Source organism: Chryseobacterium sp., from assembly GCF_041914225.1.
GTDB lineage: Bacteria > Bacteroidota > Bacteroidia > Flavobacteriales > Weeksellaceae > Chryseobacterium.
On sequence record NZ_JAYSDT010000004.1, the window covers coordinates 15,015 to 36,755 of the forward strand.

At 36.3% G+C, this 21,741-nt stretch carries 18 protein-coding genes; 7 read left to right on the forward strand and 11 right to left on the reverse strand.

Going from position 1 to position 21,741, the window contains the following annotated elements; all coding sequences use genetic code 11:
- The first annotated feature begins 90 nt into the window (after positions 1-90).
- Genes ACE3RB_RS02915 through deoC form a run of 3 tightly spaced genes read left to right on the forward strand, consistent with a single transcriptional unit; the run spans position 91 to position 2,273 of the window.
- Positions 91-1,026, forward strand: coding sequence for an endonuclease/exonuclease/phosphatase family protein (locus tag ACE3RB_RS02915; protein WP_374462822.1), 936 nt, complete (start codon positions 91-93; stop codon positions 1,024-1,026).
- 28 nt (positions 1,027-1,054) lie between these two features.
- Positions 1,055-1,525 (forward strand): Lrp/AsnC ligand binding domain-containing protein, encoded by a 471-nt coding sequence (locus ACE3RB_RS02920; protein ID WP_047096673.1) that lies wholly within the window; start codon positions 1,055-1,057, stop codon positions 1,523-1,525.
- Between the two features lie 4 nt (positions 1,526-1,529).
- A complete protein-coding gene (gene deoC, locus ACE3RB_RS02925; RefSeq protein ID WP_374462823.1) occupies positions 1,530-2,273 on the forward strand; it encodes a deoxyribose-phosphate aldolase in 744 nt (247 codons plus the stop codon).
- A 51-nt stretch (positions 2,274-2,324) separates the two neighbouring features.
- Here deoC and dusB read toward each other — a convergent pair whose 3' ends face one another.
- Positions 2,325-3,320 (reverse strand): tRNA dihydrouridine synthase DusB, encoded by a 996-nt coding sequence (dusB, locus tag ACE3RB_RS02930; protein WP_374462824.1) that lies wholly within the window; start codon positions 3,318-3,320, stop codon positions 2,325-2,327.
- A gap of 188 nt (positions 3,321-3,508) precedes the next feature.
- Here dusB and ACE3RB_RS02935 point away from each other — a divergent pair, with 188 nt between their 5' ends.
- A complete protein-coding gene (locus ACE3RB_RS02935; protein ID WP_374462826.1) occupies positions 3,509-5,479 on the forward strand; it encodes a T9SS type A sorting domain-containing protein in 1,971 nt (656 codons plus the stop codon).
- A gap of 74 nt (positions 5,480-5,553) precedes the next feature.
- Here ACE3RB_RS02935 and ACE3RB_RS02940 read toward each other — a convergent pair whose 3' ends face one another.
- Complete coding sequence (locus tag ACE3RB_RS02940; protein WP_374462827.1) at positions 5,554-8,781, reverse strand: hypothetical protein; 3,228 nt, start codon at positions 8,779-8,781, stop codon at positions 5,554-5,556.
- A 153-nt stretch (positions 8,782-8,934) separates the two neighbouring features.
- On the opposite strand from ACE3RB_RS02940, the gene ACE3RB_RS02945 reads away from it, so the two are divergent.
- Positions 8,935-9,804, forward strand: coding sequence for a T9SS type A sorting domain-containing protein (locus ACE3RB_RS02945; protein ID WP_374462828.1), 870 nt, complete (start codon positions 8,935-8,937; stop codon positions 9,802-9,804).
- Between the two features lie 158 nt (positions 9,805-9,962).
- A complete protein-coding gene (locus ACE3RB_RS02950; protein ID WP_374462829.1) occupies positions 9,963-10,772 on the forward strand; it encodes a T9SS type A sorting domain-containing protein in 810 nt (269 codons plus the stop codon).
- Positions 10,773-10,875: 103 nt separating this feature from the next.
- Here the strand turns inward: ACE3RB_RS02950 and ACE3RB_RS02955 are convergent, their stop codons facing one another.
- The 8 genes from ACE3RB_RS02955 to ACE3RB_RS02990 all read right to left on the reverse strand — a co-directional run bounded on the left by ACE3RB_RS02955 (position 10,876) and on the right by ACE3RB_RS02990 (position 19,925).
- The gene (locus tag ACE3RB_RS02955) at positions 10,876-13,698 is read right to left on the reverse strand and encodes an aminopeptidase (RefSeq protein WP_374462830.1); all 2,823 of its coding nucleotides are present in this window, start codon (positions 13,696-13,698) and stop codon (positions 10,876-10,878) included.
- A gap of 53 nt (positions 13,699-13,751) precedes the next feature.
- Entirely contained in the window at positions 13,752-15,131 is a 1,380-nt protein-coding gene (gene pyrF, locus ACE3RB_RS02960) for an orotidine-5'-phosphate decarboxylase (protein ID WP_374462831.1), read from the reverse strand.
- Between the two features lie 121 nt (positions 15,132-15,252).
- The gene (locus ACE3RB_RS02965; protein WP_332385296.1) at positions 15,253-15,594 is read right to left on the reverse strand and encodes a DUF1232 domain-containing protein; all 342 of its coding nucleotides are present in this window, start codon (positions 15,592-15,594) and stop codon (positions 15,253-15,255) included.
- Positions 15,595-15,677: 83 nt separating this feature from the next.
- Positions 15,678-16,217 carry a TlpA family protein disulfide reductase gene (locus tag ACE3RB_RS02970; protein ID WP_374462832.1) on the reverse strand — a complete coding sequence of 180 codons (540 nt, stop codon included), beginning with the start codon at positions 16,215-16,217 and terminating at the stop codon, positions 15,678-15,680.
- A 9-nt stretch (positions 16,218-16,226) separates the two neighbouring features.
- Positions 16,227-16,790: a thioredoxin family protein gene (locus tag ACE3RB_RS02975; protein ID WP_374462833.1), complete on the reverse strand. Its 564-nt coding sequence runs from the start codon at positions 16,788-16,790 to the stop codon at positions 16,227-16,229.
- A 17-nt stretch (positions 16,791-16,807) separates the two neighbouring features.
- Entirely contained in the window at positions 16,808-17,878 is a 1,071-nt protein-coding gene (gene aroC, locus ACE3RB_RS02980) for a chorismate synthase (protein ID WP_374462834.1), read from the reverse strand.
- Between the two features lie 44 nt (positions 17,879-17,922).
- A complete protein-coding gene (locus ACE3RB_RS02985) occupies positions 17,923-19,500 on the reverse strand; it encodes a hypothetical protein (protein WP_374462835.1) in 1,578 nt (525 codons plus the stop codon).
- 116 nt (positions 19,501-19,616) lie between these two features.
- The gene (locus ACE3RB_RS02990; protein ID WP_374462836.1) at positions 19,617-19,925 is read right to left on the reverse strand and encodes a glycine zipper domain-containing protein; all 309 of its coding nucleotides are present in this window, start codon (positions 19,923-19,925) and stop codon (positions 19,617-19,619) included.
- A gap of 241 nt (positions 19,926-20,166) precedes the next feature.
- Here ACE3RB_RS02990 and ACE3RB_RS02995 point away from each other — a divergent pair, with 241 nt between their 5' ends.
- Positions 20,167-20,607 (forward strand): hypothetical protein, encoded by a 441-nt coding sequence (locus ACE3RB_RS02995; RefSeq protein WP_374462837.1) that lies wholly within the window; start codon positions 20,167-20,169, stop codon positions 20,605-20,607.
- A gap of 773 nt (positions 20,608-21,380) precedes the next feature.
- Here ACE3RB_RS02995 and ACE3RB_RS03000 read toward each other — a convergent pair.
- A complete protein-coding gene (locus ACE3RB_RS03000; RefSeq protein WP_374462838.1) occupies positions 21,381-21,608 on the reverse strand; it encodes a glutathione synthase in 228 nt (75 codons plus the stop codon).
- Positions 21,609-21,741 lie beyond the last annotated feature (133 nt).

The following is a 21,741-nucleotide window of genomic DNA, read 5'->3' on the forward strand; positions in this document are numbered from 1 at the left end:
AATAAATCAAAGGAAATTTGAAAAAAAATAATAAATTTACATTGTATAAGAAAAAGAACATAATAATTAAAAGTATAGAAATTAGTGTAGATGGAGCTGTTCTCTTTTTATAATGTTGAAAATTTATTTTTGCCCGATCCGAAACCTGTCCATAAATTAGATCCTACCCGGTCAGGATTAAGGAATTGGGATGAAAAGAGATATAGAAATAAGCTTTTCAAAATCTCTCAAGTATTTCAGCTTATGAAGGAGGATAATGGTGTATTGCCATTTGTAATAGGATTGTCTGAAGTTTCCGGAAGGAAAGTTTTGGAAGATCTTGTGGAAATGGAGCCCTTTAATTCGGAATATGGAATTGTACATTATAATTCCATGGATGAAAGAAAAGTGGATGTAGCCATGTTATATGATAAAAATAAAGTAGAGGTCATAGATTCAGAAACCATTACTTTCTTTTTTGAAATAGTAAATAAAAACACAGAAAATTACGACACAACAAGAGACGTACTTTTTTCAAAAATTAAATATAAAGGGGAAATTATTAATGTCTTTATTGCGCACCTTCCCTCTAAACGCGAAAAAGATATCAATAAACCTAAAAGAGCCTTTATATTGAATGAAGTCCGGCAACGGATTATGAAAATAGTGGATGCTGATAAAGAGCATGTCATATTGTGTGGTGATTTTAACGAAAACCCGGATGATGAAAATTTAGTACAGATTCTCTATGACAATGAGCATGAGAAGGTTTTAGTGAACCCTTTTCAGCAATTGTTTTCTACAAGAAATTATTCTACTTTTCATTATAAATCTGGATTGCTGTATGATCAGATCATTATGTCAAGATCTCTTCTTGATAATAAGACGCTGGCTTTTCAGGATGCCCATATATTTAATTCTGAAAAAATCCGCAGCCGGACCAGGAATTTTGAAGGACGGCCTTTCCGAACTTATGCCGGTACAAGGTATTTAGGAGGATACAGCGATCACTTTCCGGTTTTTGTAAAATTTAAAAATTTACAGTAAAAAACATAAATAATAAAAAAAGTAGAAAATGAAAAATTCGAGCAACACAAGCTATCATTTGGATTCTATTGACAAGGAAATTATCTACATGCTGATGGATAATGCTAAAACTTCTTTAGCCCACATTTCAAAAAATGTCGGAATTTCCACCACTGCAGTGCATCAAAGAATCAAAAAACTCGAACATGCAGGAGTTATTGAAAATTCAATTTCATTCCTTAATCCTAAGAAAATAGGATATAAGGTAATTTCCTACATTGGTGTATTTTTGGATCAGCCAAGCCATTATCCGGATGTGGTAAAGTCTTTGCATGATATCAACGAAGTAGTGGAAGCCCACTATACTACAGGAAACTATACCATATTCCTGAAAGTTCTTTGTAAAGACAATGATCACTTAATGCAGATTCTTAATAAACTTCAAAAGCTGAAGGGAGTAACAAGAACAGAAACTTTTATATCTTTGGAACAAGGTATTTACAGACAATTGAAAGTATAACGACATGAATATAGCCCAATATTTGGATTCAACTTACCTGAAAACACCAGAACAATCAGGTATTTCCCACGAAGAAACACTTCAAAAAGATAAGCAACTTGCACAGGAGGCCATAGATAATGGAATTTTTGCCGTGATGATTCGCCCGGATTATGTGTCTGAGATCAAAAAATATATCCAGGAAAGAAATTCAAATGTTGCAGTAGGAACTGTAATAGGCTTTCATGAAGGTACCTATTCTATTGACGAGAAGCTTGAAGAAGCTTCAAAAGCAATAGAAGATGGAGCTGACGAACTTGATTTTGTGATTAATTATACTGCATATCTGCAGGGAAATATACAACTGGTAAAAGACGAATTTGTACAATGTACAAGATTAGCTCTTGAGCATCATAAAATTGCAAAATGGATTATTGAAATTGCAGCTTTGACTGATGCACAGATTGCAGATCTTACTAAAAATATTTCTACCTGGGCAGAAGAGAACTTCTCTGAAAACGAACTGTCGAAAATTTTTGTAAAATCATCAACAGGATTCTACCAGACTGCTGAGGGAAAACCAAACGGAGCTACTTTTGAAGGAATAGCCATTATGCTCCATAACGCAGGGAAACTTCCCGTAAAAGCAGCAGGTGGAGTAAGAACTCCTGAAGATGCTGAAAAAATGATCAATATGGGAGTAAAAAGGATCGGGACCTCCTCAGCATTGGCATTAATTAAAAACGAATCTTCATCAGAAGGATATTAGTAGATATTTCTAAATAATAAAAAACCATCAGTTTTGCTGATGGTTTTTATTTTATAGCTGTGCCTGATATTCTTCGTAGAATTGTTGGGTCTCTTTGATCAAACTGTCCATTTCTTCCATGGTGTAAACTTCCAGGAATTTTTTTCTGAACTCCTTGAAATGAGGAATGCCCCTGAAATAGTTGCTGTAGTGCTGTCTCATTTCTACTAATCCTAATCTTTCTCCCTTCCATTCAGCACTCCATTCCGCATGTTGACGAACTGCTAATAATCTGTCTGAAATTGTCGGCTCAGGTAAGTGTTCACCTGTTTTAAAGAAATGCTTGATTTCATTAAATATCCATGGATATCCAATAGCGGCACGTCCGATCATAATACCGTCGCATGCATACTTTTGCTTGTATTCCAATGCTTTTTCAGCAGAGTCTATATCACCATTTCCGAAAATCGGAATCTCAATATTCGGATTTTGTTTGATTCTTGAAATGTGTTCCCAGTCTGCCTCACCCTTATATATCTGGGCGCGTGTTCTGGCATGTATCGTAAGGGCTTTGATTCCTGTTTCCTGCAGGCGTTCTGCCACTTCATCAATATTAATGCTGGTGCTGTCCCATCCTAAACGGGTCTTTACTGTTACCGGCAGATGAGTAGAGCTTACCACCGCTTTTGTAAGACGAACCATCAGGTCGATATCTTTCAAAACACCGGCTCCCGCTCCTTTGCAAACTACTTTTTTTACAGGGCATCCGAAATTAATATCTACAAGATCCGGATTTACCGTTTCAACAATTCTTGCAGACATGGCCATAGCTTCCTCATCTCCACCAAAAATCTGGATCCCAACCGGTCTTTCATAATCGAAAATATCAAGCTTTTTACGGCTCTTGATAGCGTCACGAATCAATCCTTCGGAAGAAATAAATTCCGAATACATTAAATCTGCGCCATGCATTTTACACAAACGTCTGAACGGAGGATCACTTACGTCTTCCATCGGAGCCAGCAAAAGTGGAAATTCCGGCAGTTCTATGTTGCCTATTTTTATCATGGTGCAAATTTACGAAATTCTTAAAAAACAAAATTTTTATAAGTAAGATGTGGTACTGCGTTTTACTTGTATTGTTTTATTTAAGGGATTTTATGATATTTTGTTTGATTTTTATTGAATATATTTAACTGATTATCAGTATTTATTGATAATTATTTTTTATATTTAGTATAATAAAAATTAATGTCATGAGAAAAATTCTATTTTGTTTGATGGCAATTTTGGTTTCATCAACTTTTTATTCACAAGTCAGTATTTCTGCAACGGCAGGAACCACTACAGGAACTTATACTACGTTAAAAGGAGCATTTGATGCTATTAACGCAGGAACACATCAGGGCGCCATTACAATCAGTATTACAGGCAATACAACAGAAACGGCAACTGCCAGTCTGAATGCCAGCGGAGGAACAGCTAGTTATACCTCCGTTGCAATAAAGCCTGCAGCAGGAGTTACGGCTACTATTTCCGGTGATATTGCCAGTGTACCTTTAGTGAGAATATTGGGCAGTAATATTACCCTGGATGGAAGCAATGCCGCTTCAGGAACCACAAGAGATCTTACCCTTACCAATACTTCCGTTACGGCGCCGCAGGTACTTACATTTATAGCGACTTCAGCTGCTGCTGCCAATACGAATATTACGGTTAAAAACCTGAATATAGTAAACGGTATCAATACCTCTTCTGCTTTTATAATGTATGATGGAGCTGCAACTCCTACAGGGGGCTTCTTTAATAATGTGACAATCCAGAATAATTCTGTGAAGAAAGCTTACATAGGAATTTATCTGCTTGCTGCAATAGCTGCAGGTAACGGAGGCAACACTCTGGTGACAGGAAATGATGTGAGTGCCGCCGGAACAGATGCCGTTCGTCTTTGTGGAATTTATGTACAGGGAGCAGACGGAGTAACTGTAAGCAATAATACAATTGGCAATTTTGAAACTACAAATGCTGAGATTAAGAGAGGAGTGTGGTTTGCAACTGCAACCGTAAATTCTTCCATTACTTCCAATACCATTACCAATCTTGGTTATACAGGAACTGGTGCCGGAGGAGCTTCAGGGATAACAATAACCTCTGGTAATACAGGTGCTTCCGCTGTTGCCAATATTAATGTAAGCGGAAATACGATTTCCAATTTTACTTCCAGTGGGACGGGAAGTCTTTTTGCCGGAATTTATGCAGGAGGTACCTTAACATCCGGTATGACCATTAATAACAATAAAATAAACGGGATTAAAAATACCAATGTATCAGGATATGGCGCCCAGGGTATTTATCTTGCAACAACAAGTCTTACTTCCAATACATTAGTTTCCAATAATGTCGTGAGTGGTGTGGCGGGTTATGGATATGCAACAACCGGAGGGGTAAATGACAACGGAAACGGAATTGTTATTGCTTCAGGAGGCGGATATAAGCTTTATTATAACACTGTGGTAATGAACGTCAGCCAGACTGTGGCAGGGAGACCGTCTGCTTTAAATATTACAAGTGGAGTAACCGGTGCCGGAGGTATCGATGTGAGAAATAATATTTTTGTTAATACCCAAACTCAGGCGGGAGACAGATACGCTATTTACGCAGGAGCCGCCAGCAGTGTTTTTTCCACTATTAACTATAACAATTTCTATTCTACCGGTACGAATCTTGGCTATATCGGCGGGGCAGCAAAAGCGACACTTGCAGATATCCAGGCAGGATTCGGTGGAAATGTAAACTCTCTGAACATAATACCTGTATTTGTATCAGCAACTGATTTCCATTTATCTGCTACAGGAAATACAGCGCTTGACAATAAAGGAACTCCCGTTGCTGAAGTAACATTGGATGCTGATGGCAATACAAGGAACGCGGTAACACCGGATCTTGGAAGCTTCGAATTTACAGCAACTGTATTAGCAGTAAATGAAGCTGCAAAAAAGAATACGGTAAATGTTTATCCAAACCCTGTTACAGACTACCTTTATATCAATAATGACAACAGAATCAAAGATGTTGAAGTATATAATGTTTCAGGACAAAGAATTCTTACTGAGACAATTAATGCTGAAAAAGGTTCTGTTGACATGAGACGGGCTCCTGCAGGTATTTATATCTTAAAAGTGAATGCAGAAAAAGGATCACAGTCCCTGAAAATTATTAAAAAATAATATTGAGATTATTACCAATAAATAATCCCTGATAGTGATATCGGGGATTTTTATTTTGAAAATCATTATTGTTATTAGAAGCTCGCTTTTACTTGCATGCTTCCGATATGAATGGTACGGTCACCAGAATTTCTTCCTTCATAATTAAGATTCAGCTGGATAAATGAGTTGATAGCCTGCTGAATAAATACGCTCCAAACCTGGTTTTTTCCAGGCTTCAGACCATCCAGCATCTGGTTTCCTACAATACTGAAATTGTTCCCTGTAAAATTGTTGCTGATGAATGAGAAGTTTCCGCGAATGGAAGTCTTTCTGCGTTCCCATTGGATGGTTCCCGTGACATCAAAAGCTTTAAGAAGCTCTTCTCCGTCCAATCTCTGTTTCTGTCGGAAAGCAGATGATAATTCAGCCTGAATGGCGTCTGTAAACTTATAAGTTGCCTTAGGCTTGGTCTCAAAATTATTCAGTCGGTAATCCCTCGTTGTAAATAACTGTGAAGAGTTTTTGATATCGTGAACCGAGTTTTCCCAATCTACCCTAAATTCTTTATTGAACCAATATCCGATATTCAGGAAATGAGAAGTTTGCTCACGTTCTTCATTACTGAAATTGGCATTGATGAGATTATCGTTGGTAATAAACCTGTAATTACCATTCCAGCCTGATTTATCGGTTGGATTAAACTGTACGGAAGCAAGAATATTCTGATTTTTAAGAATCTGGTCACTGTTCTTCTCAAAAGGATTCAGAACAAGAACCTTATCCTTTTTATAGAAAGAGTTTTGGGAATTTAATGAAATAATGAAATTCCATCGCTTTAAAAATCCGTTTTCTGAATTAAAAACAATGGCCGGATTCACAAATAGTGCAAGCTGTAATTTATTTTTATTGGATGGCAGGTATCTCACAGAATTTGTATACACCCGAATGTACTGTGCAAGGTCGGAATATTCGGCAATTTCAAATTCGTCCAGCTGCTGAACACCATCCCCGTTGTAATCGGTCCATTTATAGACACCCTGTCCGTCAGTCACTTTAATGTATTGGAATTCTCTCTGTGCTTCCTGCCCGTTTCCAAGTTCATAGAAAGCCTGAAGACGCATCCCGTTTCTGAAAAGCTGCTGATTGTATAAGATGTTCCCGACCACGAAATCATTATTTCGGGTTACTTCACCTTCTGCACCCGAGTAAAAGAACTTTCGGTAATGAATTAAAGCATTTAAGGTAGTTCTTTCCGTTTTAATGACCTGACTTTCGGCCATGATCCCCAGGATATTGTTCATATTCTGAAGTCTGTTGTCACGTACCGAATCATTATCCCTCATGTATACTTTTGTTAATAATTTGGTCCTGGTACTGTCTCCGATTTTCTTTTGCAAAAAGATTTCCTTCCAGCTGAAGCTCGTCACATCCATAAGCTGGGTGTCATTATATTTCTTCTCATTATGCTCCATGCTTCCACCAATGGCCCAGCTGCCTTTCTTACCGGTAAACTCCGTTGAAACCCCACCACGGATGAATTTAGTATCCTGAAGGGTAGCATTGGTACTCAGATACGATAAATTCCCCTTGGTGAAAAATTTTCCAGTGATCCATCCGAAATCCAGGTCATTCTTAATCCCTTTGTAAGAATCCTGCTCATTCAGATAATTGATACGGTAATTTAATGTAGACTTGTTATTCCATTTATTCAGGAAGCTGAAAATAAATCTGTTTTGGGTTCTGTTATTGAATTCTTGTGTAAGGTTGAAATCCCTGGAGAATTCCACATCATTAATTCGGTCAAGGATATGAAACTGCCTGTCTATGTATTGATATTCAAAGCTAGGTGTCCCTTTCCATGTATTTTTTGTAAAACTTTTATTCCCGAAAATACGCCATGCATATCCTATATTCTGATCAGAATCTTTTGACGAAAATAAATTGACATCATAATTACTCAGGGAAATATCAGCTCCTATTTTACCTTCATTCAGCAAATATTCGGAATTCACAGAGTATACCTGTGATTTCTGGGGAGAAGGAAGTTTTCTTACAGCTCTGTAATCTCCGGCGTTAGGCCCTACATATTGAAAAACACGTCCGTTATTTGTGGTTTGTGCTATTTTATAATCCCCCAGATTAGCTCCGAAATAAGTGAAAGAAACCTGATAAAGTGTTAAGCTTGAATCAGTAGAGTATTCATAGAAATTTCCGGCAGGGTTTAGTTTATATAAGATTTTATTGACATCATATTCGGTAACCACTCCTGAAGGGGCATACATCAGGTCAGGATTATTTCCTGCCTCAGCTAAAATCTGCTCGTCTTCTTTAGAAAGACTTAAAGAAAGAGGGGCATTCTTATTGTCATTTTCCATGAACCAGTTTAATCCTACCTTGAATTTTTCTCTCTGATGTTCCAGTTTTCCTGTAAACAGATATCTTGAATAATTCCTGTTGGCGTAGTTATAGGAAATTGTGATGAAATTCTGCTGGAAAATAGGACGGAAACTGGTAAAAGTAACTTCACCGGTGTTGTAGTTGATAATATAATCCTGGTTTTCACCGCGTTTCATCAGGATACCATCTATGAAGACCTGTTCGGATCCGGAGATCAGGGTGATAAACTGTTCACCGTTTTTACCTGTCAGACGGTATGGTCCCTGGTTACCTTCAACCCCCTGAAAACGGATCCTGTGGAATTCACTTCGGGCAACTCCGGCAGAAATATCTACCAAAGTCTTGTTTTCTTTCCCGAATTCTGTCTGGAACTGAAGTCCCATACTCCTTCTCTGGTATTTGGCAAAATAATTCTTGGCTTCTATAAGATCAAGGTGGCCAGCTCTGAGGATAGACTTTTCCTTAATATTAAGCTGCATATAGATTTTGTCAAACTCCTCTAAAGTTTGGGTATAACCATCAGCCTGAATAGGAAGGTTATGGTCTGAAATACTCGCCAAGATGGTAACGTCTTTTGATAATCGTCCTGAAATCTGAAGGTCCATGGAGCTCTGTACAGACTGTCCCTGGTTGTTACCAAAAGTAATCCCACGGATAATGGAACCTTTTGAATTAAGCTCCCCTAAAAATCTCTTTTTATCATTCTTGGCCAGTACAGCTTCATCAATAACGATCTTGTTGTGCGTTCTTATAAAATCCAGGGTGTCTTTTGCGAAGATATCCTGTTCCAGTTTTGCAGCAAGAATACTGTCTCTTTTGATGCTGTCTTCAGGGACGTTGGGATTTTTCCATGAAAATACCTGAGCATTTCCTGAAAATATGCCTAAGAAGAATACAACGAATAGAATGACAAAATTCCGCAACTTTTAAAAATAATTCGTAAAAATAATTAAAAAATGTTAACATTAAGAGCTCAACTATAATTAACAAAAACTTAACTTCTTTATTGTCCCAAATAAAAAATTAGATGTAGTTTTGTCATGCAAGCAATTTATTAACAACAAAAAATTTGAATCATGAAAAAACTTTATTCTCTTTTCGCAACAGTAGCGATGAGCGCGTTTGCCTTTGCACAAACAACATATCTTTGGGACTGTACTTCTGTAAATCCTATTTCCGGAACAAATGCTAATATTTCAAGTGTAGTATTCAGTGCAACTCAAGGTAATAATAATGGTACTACAGCTTTAATTTCTTCGTCTTCAGTGTCTTCCGGTTATACAGGAGCGAGCGGATCCAGTAATTTTGGTGCTGCTGCTTTTAAAGAACCTCTTTCTACTGCTACAAGCACTTATTTTAGTGTAACAGTTACCCCTATTGCTGGTAATAAAGTAACTTTGAATTCTATAAGCTTAGGATCCAGAGGAACGTCAACCGGTCCGGGAAAGATTACAGTATATTCCAGCATTGATAACTATGCTACTGCTATAGGAACTGTAAATGTTAATAACAACAGTACATGGGCATTAAGTAACATCACTTTTTCAGGTTCTAATTTAGAAGGTGCGGAATCGGCTCCGGTAATGTTAAGAATCTATGGAAGTGATAGTCCTGGTACAGGTACCCCATCTGCTGGTACGGCTAACTGGAGGATAGATGATATTTCTTTAACTGTTACTTCGTCTACTGCTTCTCTAGCTGTTCTTGATACTAAAAACGTAAAATCCGCCAACTTTGTAAAGAACTCTTTCGTTAAAAACAACGAAATTGTTTTCGGATCTGATATAAAAGACGTAAAAGTGTTCAATATGTTCGGACAACTTGTAAAAGAAGCTTCTGTAAAACAAAACGAAGCGGTAAGCGTTGCTGAATTGGCAAAAGGAAACTATATCATAACAGGTACAGTAAACAACCAGCCGGTTTCTCAGAAAGTTCTTAAAGACTAATTTCTTTCAGATAAAAATAAAAACAGCCACTCCAATAAAGTGGCTGTTTTTTTATATGATTATTCACTGATTTTTAGATTTTTGTATGATGTATATTTCTTAATTTGGTGGTATTGTTTTTGATGTTTTATAATTACCCATTCTAAAAAATAATAACGATGAAAAAAATCTTTACTCTTTTCGGACTTACATTATTAACTTCTTTTTCAAATGCCCAGATTGTGATCAACGAGATCTATGGTGGTAATGCAAACTCAGGTGCTGTATTGAAAAATAATTATATTGTCCTTAAAAATATCGGAAATACCCTGGTTTCTCTTACGGGCGCCAGTATTCAATACGCACCGGCGATAGGACCTTTCTCCGAATATCATACATTGCCGGATCTTACTCTGGGACCTGATGAAACTTATTTGATTCAGGAATCTGCTATCGATGGAGGAGTGGAAAATCTTCCGACCCCGGATTTTATTGCCACCACAATTATAAATTTTGACGGAACTCCCAATAAATCTTCCGGACTCAGAATTTCCAGTGTATCAGGAAAAATTGCTTTGGCTGGAAATATAGTACAGGTGACAGGGCCTTCTGCATCCAATGTACTGGATTTTGTGGGATATGGAGCAAATGCAGATCAGTTTAAAGGAGATGGGCCGGCTCCTTCCCCTACTGCTACCACTGCTATTAAAAGAAGTTTGGTAGGAAATGATGATAACAGTGCTGACTTTTCCCTTGAAGGAAGTGTAAAATCAGGATTTGTACAGAATCCTTTTATAAAAGACAGTAAAGTAGTGTTCGGAACTGAGGTGAAAGACGTGAAAGTATATGATACATTCAGGCGGGTTGTTAAAAAATCACCTACAAAGCTGGCTTCAGCACTTGATATTGCAGAGCTTCCAAAAGGAACTTACATTGTCACAGGAACCATTAATAATATTCCGATTTCACAGAAAATTATAAAAGATTAGTTTTTAATAAAAAGAACAGCAAATATTTATAAGCTGTTCTTTTATTTTATATAAGTGTTTTCTGCTAATTTAATGTACAACAGAATATGCAATAATTTTACTGTTAATACCAACCTCTTCTTGCTGCGTTAATAATGGAACCAAGATTGAGAATCAATGTATATCTGATGCGTTTTCCATAATCTTTGAATGAAGGCTCAAATCCTAAAGAAGACTGTATCGGGAAATACACCTCCAGAAAATCCGGAATGATTCTTACTTTAACTCCGGTGTCCCATATAAATTTGGCTGGAAGATCTTTATTTTTATACACTCCCGCATCAGCATACACATGGAATATCTTCCATACACTAGAATCTACGTTGGCAGAAGTGATCCATTGGTTTACCGATCCGGGCAGAAAAGATTTAAAACCACCGTCAGCCAGTATAAACTGCTGTGAAAGAAGGCCGCTGCTGGCACTTTCCCCTAAAAGAGTATAAGAGAAGGAATAGTTGGAAACCCTGGAAATTCCATAATTGAAAAGGTTGTTCCGGGTATTGTTTCTTAAGAAATATCCGGCAAACAAACGTAAACTGAGTTTTTGCTTAGGGGCAAATTCCCATCTGTAGAAGCCTTCAGCAGTTATTTTGTTGAAATCTTCCATTCCCTGGGTGCTCAGGCTAAAACTTTTTTCATGAATCATCTGGCTGTCGCTATAGCCGTATCCGATACTCCAGAGATTATATTTGCTGTAGTCATTATTAGCGATCATTTGAGGACTCAGGTCTCTTTCAAAATAATTATAGGAAATTCCGATACCTCTGCTTACCGTACTTCTAGGATTCTTTCTGAAGTTGATAGAGGAAGATATGGATGTTTTTCTATACGCCAGATCATAATCATAATGAAAGTATGAACCGGAAACACCGAATGTCAGACTCCGGATGATGCTTTCTGCAGGCAGAAAAGAGTAGGATACAGCTCCGGAACCTGTTAATTTTCCTGTTCCGGTACTGTAGGTTGGCGTAACGGAGTACAGAAACTTCTGATCAAATAAAGACTGATTTTTTAAATTAATTCCCAAAAGAAATTTATCGTAGGTATTGTTGAAACGTACTCTTGGGCTGATGTAAATTTCATTGTATTCCGGGTTAGGAATATCTTTTATTAATTTAAGTTTAATTTTTTTTGCATTGGAAAACAGCCCCTTTGCATACAGAAAGTTGTCCCGGTAATTGGATTCAGGGAAAATATAACCGTTATTTAAAGTGACTTTATAGATATTTTCTGATGCAGGCAGGGATAAAGTGGAAATACGTTCATTTTCCTCGGTGTCTACCCAGTATTCCTTCTTTTCTCCTTCTCTGGTTTCTGTCTGTAATTTTACCGGAATAGAGATATCTGTATTTTTTACAATTCTTATTTGCAGGGAATCGTTTTCTTTTCTGATATTTTTCAGTTTAAAATCAACCCTGTTTTTCTGCTTGAAAAAGCCTGAAAGATAGGCCGCTGATTTATTTTTTTCAGAAAGATCTGTCAGAAACTCTTCAGGATTGATTTTCTTTCCTGAGTTTCGGGAGATATAATTTTTTGCAATCTCATTAAAGCTGTCATATCCCATTTTGTCAGCTGAATAGTTGAAAAGGCTTCCGGTTTCAAAGCTGCTGACAGCCATATCATTGAAGTTACTCAAAACAGGAAAATGCTCGTCAATCTTCTGATCAAGATTCTGCAGCATGATATACTGATAGGAAAGTCCGTAACGATCAAGAAGCTTTACCTTGGAAGCATGGAATAATTTTAATGGTTTAAGGCCAAATATTCTGGTCTCAGGAAGTGTGCCCAGAAGTTTTGTATCAGCATAGAATTTTTTGAGATACTGAATTTCCAGATAAGATTTTAAACCATTTTTAAACCAGTGATCTTTTTCTTTATCTGCAATTACCTTTTCATCCAAAACTTTCTTAGCCATGATCCCAAAATAATCCAGATCTGTATTTTCTGTATCGGTAAATAGACGGAACCTGAATTTCCAGAAAGTAATATCATTGTTTCCGAAAAAGTCTTCTTTTGCTCTGAATTTATCTGAAATGAAAATACTTTTCGGAAGGAATCCTATGCGTTCTTTAATGAACTTTAATTGCAAAGGAAGATAAAATTCCAGGTTTTGTTTTTCCTCAGGTCTCAGATTATATCCAAATTTGATATCTATTTCCTCTCCGTCAACATTGGTTTTTATAGAAGGAAAGGCTGTTGTGGAAACCAAAAATTCAGGGTCTGAATCAAGGTATCCCTTAAATGAATTCATCTGAACCTGTGGAAGATTGCCTTCTACAAAATTATCAACAGGAATATCAAAGTTGATGGTCCAGAAAGTATTGAAACTTACCTGTTCTTCAATATCATGGTAGTTTCTTTTGGAAATATTGTCCGGATCAAAATGATCCGGAACAATAAAGAAATATTTTAATAAAGTATTCTGAGCGGAAGTTCCGTATCCCGTAAAAGTTTTATCGGGAAGTTGCATTTTGTACTGCAACTTTAAAGAAACACTTTCACCAGGCTTTAGTGCACTTTTCAGAGGAATAAAAAGATTTTCATCTGAGAGCGTATTGATAGGGGTAACTTCATTTTCAGAATCTTTAATATTCAGTTCAAGAAGTTTTCCCAATTGACTGCTCTTCGCAAAATGCAAATCATTATTACGGTCTTCCAGTTTTCTGTAGACTAAAGAGGTGCCCCGTTTATTGTATGCGGAAACCCAATTCAGAAGTTTTATGGTTTGCAGGTCTTTTCCGGAATGATTGTAATAAACAATTTCCTGGCTGACTTCAAGATTCTTTTTGTCAGCAGACAGTTTAGCTTCAATGTATATACTGTCTGTCTGTGCAGAAACCTGTACGGCTCCCCATAACAAAATAAGGCAAATGCTGATCTTTTTCAAATATTCGTGATAAAGCCCAAATATAACTTATTTTGTATTTACTTTATAGCATTTTAACCCTGAATTGCTTTTTTTTCCAAAGAATTAATATACGCATTCCATCCCTCTGTCTTATAGGTGATCGCAGAGGCTTCAGGATCATCGGATTTGTAAATTCCTCTTCCTACAATAATAAAATCGGTGTGCAGCGTTTTGAAAACATGTTCAGGAGTGTTATACTGCTGTCCCTTTCCGTCTCCAGAATCTGCAAGATTGATACCTGGAGTGAATAATAAAAGTTCTTCGGGAAGTTTATTCTGAGAAACCCCACCGATTACATTGGGATGAGATAAAGCTACTTTTAAAGCCTCTTCACGATAGCTTGCTGTTGTTAATGTTCCTTTGGAGGACATTCCAACAATCGCTACGACTCCTACATTTTTGAAACAGTCTAAAGATTCAAAACCTCCGATAACCTGAGAAGTAACGAAATCTGCCCAGTTTGTAATTTTGAAAACTCCGCTTGTGAACTGAAGCTCCTGGGTATTTCCAATGTCTGCAAATTTTCTGTCTTCCATCAGTAAAAACTGGTGCTTGGCAGCAATTGCTTTCAAAGGAGTGATTGTTTTTTCATATTCAAAATCAGAAATAATATCGATATGCGTTTTTAAGGCAATCACATGCGGACCCACTTTTTCAGCAAACTCCAATAGCTCCTGAGTTGTGGTAATGTCAGCAGAAGCAATAAGGTTTGATTTTTTTGCCAAAGCTGTCTCCAGTAATTTCTTTGAAACTGAATGCTGTGCAGCCTGAAGTTTTTGCTCATAAGAAGATCTGGTTTCTTCTTCGAACTGGATGTGGTTCCCCTGAAGGAAGTCCTGAATTCTTTTTACTTCTTCATCCGATAATTCTCCGGTTTCCTGAAGAATATTGCATACTTCTGAAATATTGAAAAGAGTGTGTACTCTATATCCTTTGCTTTCCAATAATTGTTTTCCTCCCTGCTCTCTGTCTAATACCACAACGATATCTGAAACCTTAAGATCTTCCTGTTCTATTTCAGGAATGGTTTCCAGCAAAGATTTTCCGGAAGTGATCACATCTTCTACCAGCAGACAGTTTTGCCCTTTCTGATAAATTCCTTCAATCAGTTTTTTTGTACCGTAGCTTTTAGCCTCTTTTCTTTTAATAATTAATGGAATATAGCTTTCCAGAGACATCGCAGTTGCCATAGGAAGAGCAGCATAAGGAACTCCACAGATTAAATCAAAATTATCCAACGGAAGCATTTCCAATAAATAATTAGCAAGATTTTTTAAAATTTTAGGATCTGAAGCCAAAGGTCTCAGGTCTACATAAAAAGGACTTTCAATACCGCTTTTCAGGGTAAACCTTCCGAATTTGATGATGCCTAGTTTGTAGCACTCTAAGAAGAATTCTTTTTTACTTTCCATTATTTTTTATTAGATGTTGCAAATTTAAGGAATTGAAATAAGGCTTAAAAATTTATCGGTCATTTGTAAATAAAAAACCATCCCGGATGTACCAGGATGGCGTGAAAAATATAATAAACTATTATTTTATGATCTCAGCATCGATAACTTGAGTGCCTCTGTATTTTTGCTCGGCTTCCCATAACAAAAACTTGTCAACCTCTTTGATGAGCTTGGGAATGGTAAGTGACAATACTGCCAGGTCGTCCATTACTCCAAGTACCGGTATGGCAAATTCAGGAAGCAGGTCGATAGGAGAGATGACATATAAAATTCCGAGTAAGGGAAGAATAATGTCTATGGATTTCATAGGATAAATTCCTTTTCTCCACATTCTGACCATTCTGAAAATATCAGGGATTTTTTTTACAAAGCCCTTGTGGCTGATGGCTTCTTTTGCAAGATTTAATTTTGAATATTTCATTTTGTGTTTGGATTTAATAAATTTTTCAACGCTATAAATTTCGCAAATCCTGTACCAATAAATTATAAAATTTAGTTAAAGTATTATTTGATAATATTGTCAATGAACTGATGCACAGTCTCTGTGTCCCAGTCTTTTGTAGCATCCTCTTTAATAAGGATTCTTCCATGTTTGTCCAGCAGGAAAGTGGTTGGGAACACCTTTGGAAGAATTTTCTCAGAAATCGGGCTTTGGGCAATATATACAGGAACGGTATAGTTATTTTCTTTCAAAAATTTCCTTACATCTTCTTCTTTGTCATTCATAGCAATCAGTACAAAATCTACATGATCTTTTCTGGAATCATACAGTTTCTGAATAGAAGGCCATTCTTTTCTGCAGGGTGGGCACCAGGTTCCCCAGAAGTTCAGGAAAATACCTTTGTCCTTAAAATTTTTCAGGTTTGTACTGGGTGCATTAATGCCTTTAAGCTCTATATCATAATCTTCCTCACTTATATGTACGGCATTTTCAATAGTTGCGACAGGAAAGAATGTATCCTTTAGAAAGTTTCTTACTCCCGGTATAAAAGCAATACCAGCGATAATGACGATTAATACAAGATAAATGATGTTTTTTTTCATACCTCTTTTTTATAGCAGTTCTAAAATTTCCTGAACAGCATCTTTTCCTCTGTTTTTAGCATAATATATCTGCAGATCATTATAGAACGTGTCTTTTGGATACGCTTCAGGGTTTGCTTTATATTTCATCAAAAGCTCATATCCGTATTTTGGACGCGGGCCCCAGGAATTTTTTACATTCAGGTCTTTATCAAGAATAAGGACTTTCGGGATAGATTCCGTGCCATTGGTCAGAAACTGATTGATTAAGCTCTTATCACTGTCTCTCAGGAAAACCCTTACTTCATTATGCCCTTCAAAAAATCTGAAAACAGCAGGAACGGTTGCACTTGCATCTCCGCACCATGCTTCGGAAATGATTAAAATCTTTCCGTCAAAGTTTTTGGCAGCAAGTTCTTTCAGCTGATCTTCATCCGGAATGTATTTCTTTACCGTTCTGTCCATTCTCTGAAGACCCAGCTCATAATATTGTTTATAGTCAGCTTCCTGTTGATTGGCAGGATGCTCTAATCTTTCTTTTGCAATCTGAAGATATTCTTCAAAAGAAATTCCTTTATCCCAGTAATTTTTCATTACCAAAAAGATTTATATTAAAAATTATTGATATTTCTTGTTTTGTTGATCAGAAACAGGTCTGCCAATACAAATGCGGCAAGACTTTCCACCACAGGTACCGCTCTTGGAACTACACAAGGATCGTGGCGTCCTTTTCCTTCTACCACTACAGGATTTCCATCCTTGTCAATGCTGTCCTGAGGTCTCAGAATAGTAGCGACAGGCTTGAAGGCTACCCGGAAATAAATATCCATTCCATTGGAAATGCCTCCCTGGATACCTCCGGAAAGATTAGATTTTGTAGTGAAATCTGTATTGAAAGCATCATTATGCTCCTTTCCTGTCATTTTAGCTCCACAGAAGCCGCTTCCATATTCAAAACCTTTGCAGGCATTGATATTAAGCATTGCTTTTGCCAGTTCTGCCTGAAGCTTTGAAAAAATAGGCTCACCGATTCCTACAGGAACATTTTTAATCACACATGTAATTGTTCCTCCTATAGTATTTCCTTCTTTTTTGATCTCTTTGATTCTTGCTATCATCTTTTCTGCCGTTTCGGCATCCGGACAACGTACATCATTGCTTTCTGTCTGGGAAAAGTCTAATGCCTGATAAGGTTTTTCACAGAAAATATCCCCTACGGAAGAAACATAAGCATTGATCTCAATATCCGGTAAAAGCTGCTTGGCAAGAGCTCCGGCAACCACCCAGTTCATAGTTTCTCTGGCAGAAGATTTTCCACCGCCGCGATGATCCCTGAAACCAAATTTCTGATCATAAGTAAAATCAGCATGACTCGGACGATATGCGCCTGCAATATGGTCATAATCCTTTGATTTTTGATTTTCATTTTCAATGATAAAACCGATGGGAGTACCTGTTGTTCTTCCATCAAAGATCCCCGAAAGGAACTTTACTGTGTCACTTTCTTTTCTTTGTGTAACGATTGCTGACTGGCCAGGTTTTCTTCGGTTCAGCTCATATTGAACCTTATCGAGATCTACCGTTAAACCTGCCGGAAAATTATTGATGATACCGCCATAAGCCACTCCGTGACTTTCTCCAAATGTTGTAAGACTAAGAAGATTACCTAATGTATTGAACATGATACAAAATTACCGTTTTTTCTTCAGATAATAAAGTTTCAGGATTAGTTCTGTTTATATGTGTTTTTGATAGTATTGATAATCTTTTGGACTTCTCTTTTTTCATCCGAAGACATTTTTTTCCAGATAAATCCTTTCTTCACATTATTTTTGTCTGAAAGCTGTGGAAAAATACCTGCTTTTGCATCATCCAGAAGATAAGCCGGTGTTATAGCAGGAACCGGAGTGTCAAAGCTATAAGGATAATTATGGACAACATTAAAGTTGAAATTCCCTACTTTAAAGGTATTAAACTCTTCGTATTTGTAGATTGAAGGCTTGTAAAGCTGTTCTTTTTCAAATCCGGCCGCCAAACTCCCTGAACGGAAACTCGGAATATATTTCTGCATAATTTCCGGAAAAGAGAGCATTGAAATGAAAGATAAGCTGAGCACAGAAAAAACAACTATGGATTTTTTTTGATTAAAATACTCATAGGACAGAACAAAGAATATCACAAAAAAAACATCCAGAAAAAATCTGTATTGGGCTGAAAAAGCTAAAACCAAGATACTTTTTATCAATATTGAAATACAGATGAAGGTGATGAATTTTCTTTTTTTTATCGCTGTAAATAGTATGAAAATAACCAGGCTCAGAATAAAAAGGATATTGATTTTTGATTTAATCCCTTTAAGAGAAAACCAGTTTTTAATATGATCCACAGCAGAAAATTTTTGAATTTCTTCATAAGAATACTGCATATCATAGGTTTTCATGACTGCAAATTTTGAAGATATTTTTACAACTTCCGGATTAGGTTTCCAGGACAGTCCCAAATCACCTATCGCCACAGGAAAGATGGGGTACCCGAATGTCCACAGATTCTTAATAAAAAATAAAAAAAGAATAAAAATGCCAAAAAGAAGATGTTTGGAAGTACTCTTAAAAATAAAGACAGAGCTTAAGAGAACCAGAACCGGCAGCCATATCATCGTTGGTTTTACTGCAAAAACAAATACTGAAAATGCAAAAAGGAGAGAGGTGTTTTTATTTCCTGCTATGAGTTCATTTAAAATAATCAATGATAAAATAATACCGGGAAGGTCAGGGCTTGGAGATTGTGAAAACAGCAGCAATGCCGGAAGAAAACAGAGATGGATCCAGTTTTTTCTTTCAACAGTATACAATACATAAATAATCAGAAGTACTGTGTTGATCCTTAGAAACGGATCTGAAAAATTTGAAAATCCAGCCTGAAAAATATGCCAGACAGACATCTGGCCTAAGGTGAGGTCTACATTGGAAATCCCTTTTACCAATCCATATTCTGTAAGCCATTCAAGCGTTGGAATGTAATACCCGAAATGATCCGATATATAAGGATAGAAAGCTCCGGCGAATAGAATGACGAGGCTTGCAACCCCAATTAATGTAAAATCTTTTTTTGAAAAGTGATAAGGGAGCAGGTAGAGTTTATTCTTAAAGAATATGAGTAACCCCAGGAGTATAGAAACTGTTTCTATATAAATGTTTAAAGGAAAAAAGAAAGAGATAATTGTCCATGTCAGGCTTATTGCAAGAATTCCGGACAGGATCTTCCCGGTGATTCCCTGGAATAAAATCCCCGATAAATTTTCCATGATTTTCCCCCAGCCCATTAAGACCGGAATAATGAAAATTGAAGAAAACAGAATCAGTAACATAAAAAAAGATTGCTTAAAAATAAGCAATCTTTATCTTTATTGTGAAAATATTATTAACGAGGTTGTACCCTTCCGTCTTTTCTGTCCTGAGATCTACCAATAGTATATCCTGTAGCACCACCTACAACACCGCCAATTACAGCACCCAAGCCTCTGTTTTTCTTAGCAACAAGGGCTCCTACAGCAGCTCCACCTACGGTTCCAATGACAGTTCCCTTAGCCGCTTTACTCCATCCTTTTTTCTGAGTAGTTCCCTGTGAAGTACCGCTTCCGTTATTGGCGTACTCGGCAACGCTGTCATCTTTCTTGCAGGCCGTCATTAAGAAGACGGATAAAAACCCTGCCAATACTATCTTTCTCATAATTCAAATTTTAAACAATAAAGTCAAATGACTTTGATTTTAATTCTATTTTCAATTATGAAGCCAAAATTTAGTTAATAAATGTTAAAATTGATAACGGAAAAGGGAAATAATTCATGAATGTAATTGATTTTGTACTGCTGATGCAGGGTTTCAGGCTTATTTGTAAATTTTAATTCACTGATAGTTTTTATTAAATTCATATAAGTTGTTTATTTTTGAAGACCAAATTACTTTTAATATGAAAAAATCAATTTTTACAGTTTCAGCATTTATCGGATTGCTGGCTGTTGCAACTTCGTTTTCCTCTGCGGAAATAGTCGATAACAATAAAAACGGTGCAGAATTATCTGATACAGCACCAAAAACGCAGACTTATAAGATCCGCTATGGACTTCTTTCAAAAAGCGGCACCAAAATTCTTTCAGGCAATTATGATGTAGGAAATTTTCTTGCTGAAAATATGGCTACAGGAGAAGTGTATGATACTTATTATAGTGGTGGGTTCCAATCGGTTCCGCAGTACTATGATGGTCTTCCTGCAGGAACCTACACTTTTTCTGCCATGCAGGGGCAAGGTGGCTGGGTAGGCTATGGAACGGTAGTTGCTACTGTTTCGGATGCGCAGGTAGATTCGGATGGATATATTACAGTGTATATTCCGATCATTTGGGAGGAATAGACCTTGTGAACCCCAAAATATTTAGTTAAATTTACCTGTTCTTAAATGAAGATTATTAATTCATTTGCATAATTACTATTAGTTTATCCTATTTGATTATATTTTGTATTAAATAAATACTAATATATTTTAATTATGTAATTTGTTTTTCTTCAGGATGAAGTCTGGTTCTTAGAGAAGTATTCATCATTCAATTTACTTATTGTATATGTTTTCAGTATTGGAAAATGTAATAATAAAGATGTGTTGCAATGATTCTACAATATTCTGTTTGGATTTTTCTAAATAGATTTTTTTCATCATTTGTGTTTTTTAGGCCTCCTAACGGAGGCTTTTCTTTTATAGCCTTTTATGATTCTACGCATATAAATGTTTGTCCGGAAAACGTATTTTTACTGTAAGCATTTTCGTTCCATATTTATCAAAATGGTTTCTTGTTTAGGGAAGCCATTTATTATATCTGTGTATCTATCCGAGGGGAATTAAATAGGGTGAGCAATAGGAGAAAATTTGTAAAATATTACCAATGATGAGAATGGTCGTTCCATCTTTTGATTATTGTCTCTTTTTGATAAATAACGGAAGTCCTATATTTAAAAGAAATAATAATTTTATGACTGTACTCATAAAATTAAAAAAAAGACTGATTTATCTTTGATAAAGAATTAATAGATAAATAATTTTTATCTCTGATATAAAATTTTTTTTCATCATTTGTGTTTTTTGAGGCCTCCATTTCTGGGGGCTTTTTTAATAATAATCGATCCTTTAATTTATATGTCAAAGAGTATTCTGCCATCAAACGGGGAATCCCAAATGATAAATATTTTGTTGTCAGATCTTCGTAATGGCGCCTGAACAATTTCATATTTTCCTTGTTCAGTTAGTCTTTCCACAATAAGATTAACCCCTTCACCTATTTCACCAATTGTATATTCCAACTGATATTCTTTTTCATTGGTCTTTGTGAAATCTTCTTTATTAAAAATTTTTTGTGCCATGATGATTTAATTTTAGGTGGGTTTATTTAGTTAAAGAACAAAAGTGTGCCAATTTGGTACTGAAAATTTTTTTTATGGCCGATTAGTTATTTAAAAAAAATTTATGTCCTGAATGTAAATTTTATTTTATTAA

Bases quoted from the DNA above. Each gene is read 5' to 3' on its own strand.
- ACE3RB_RS02975 (WP_374462833.1), bottom strand. From the start codon at position 16,790: ATGAAAAATTACTGGGATAAAGGAATTTCTTTTGAAGAATATCTTCAG.
- ACE3RB_RS02950 (WP_374462829.1), top strand. From the start codon at position 9,963: ATGAAAAAAATCTTTACTCTTTTCGGACTTACATTATTAACTTCTTTT.
- ACE3RB_RS02965 (WP_332385296.1), bottom strand. From the start codon at position 15,594: ATGAAATATTCAAAATTAAATCTTGCAAAAGAAGCCATCAGCCACAAG.
- deoC (WP_374462823.1), top strand. From the start codon at position 1,530: ATGAATATAGCCCAATATTTGGATTCAACTTACCTGAAAACACCAGAA.
- ACE3RB_RS02990 (WP_374462836.1), bottom strand. From the start codon at position 19,925: ATGAGAAAGATAGTATTGGCAGGGTTTTTATCCGTCTTCTTAATGACG.
- aroC (WP_374462834.1), bottom strand. From the start codon at position 17,878: ATGTTCAATACATTAGGTAATCTTCTTAGTCTTACAACATTTGGAGAA.
- ACE3RB_RS02945 (WP_374462828.1), top strand. From the start codon at position 8,935: ATGAAAAAACTTTATTCTCTTTTCGCAACAGTAGCGATGAGCGCGTTT.
- ACE3RB_RS02920 (WP_047096673.1), top strand. From the start codon at position 1,055: ATGAAAAATTCGAGCAACACAAGCTATCATTTGGATTCTATTGACAAG.
- ACE3RB_RS02985 (WP_374462835.1), bottom strand. From the start codon at position 19,500: ATGGAAAATTTATCGGGGATTTTATTCCAGGGAATCACCGGGAAGATC.
- ACE3RB_RS02935 (WP_374462826.1), top strand. From the start codon at position 3,509: ATGAGAAAAATTCTATTTTGTTTGATGGCAATTTTGGTTTCATCAACT.
- ACE3RB_RS02970 (WP_374462832.1), bottom strand. From the start codon at position 16,217: ATGAAAAAAAACATCATTTATCTTGTATTAATCGTCATTATCGCTGGT.
- pyrF (WP_374462831.1), bottom strand. From the start codon at position 15,131: ATGGAAAGTAAAAAAGAATTCTTCTTAGAGTGCTACAAACTAGGCATC.
- ACE3RB_RS03000 (WP_374462838.1), bottom strand. From the start codon at position 21,608: ATGGCACAAAAAATTTTTAATAAAGAAGATTTCACAAAGACCAATGAA.
- dusB (WP_374462824.1), bottom strand. From the start codon at position 3,320: ATGATAAAAATAGGCAACATAGAACTGCCGGAATTTCCACTTTTGCTG.
- ACE3RB_RS02995 (WP_374462837.1), top strand. From the start codon at position 20,167: ATGAAAAAATCAATTTTTACAGTTTCAGCATTTATCGGATTGCTGGCT.
- ACE3RB_RS02915 (WP_374462822.1), top strand. From the start codon at position 91: ATGGAGCTGTTCTCTTTTTATAATGTTGAAAATTTATTTTTGCCCGAT.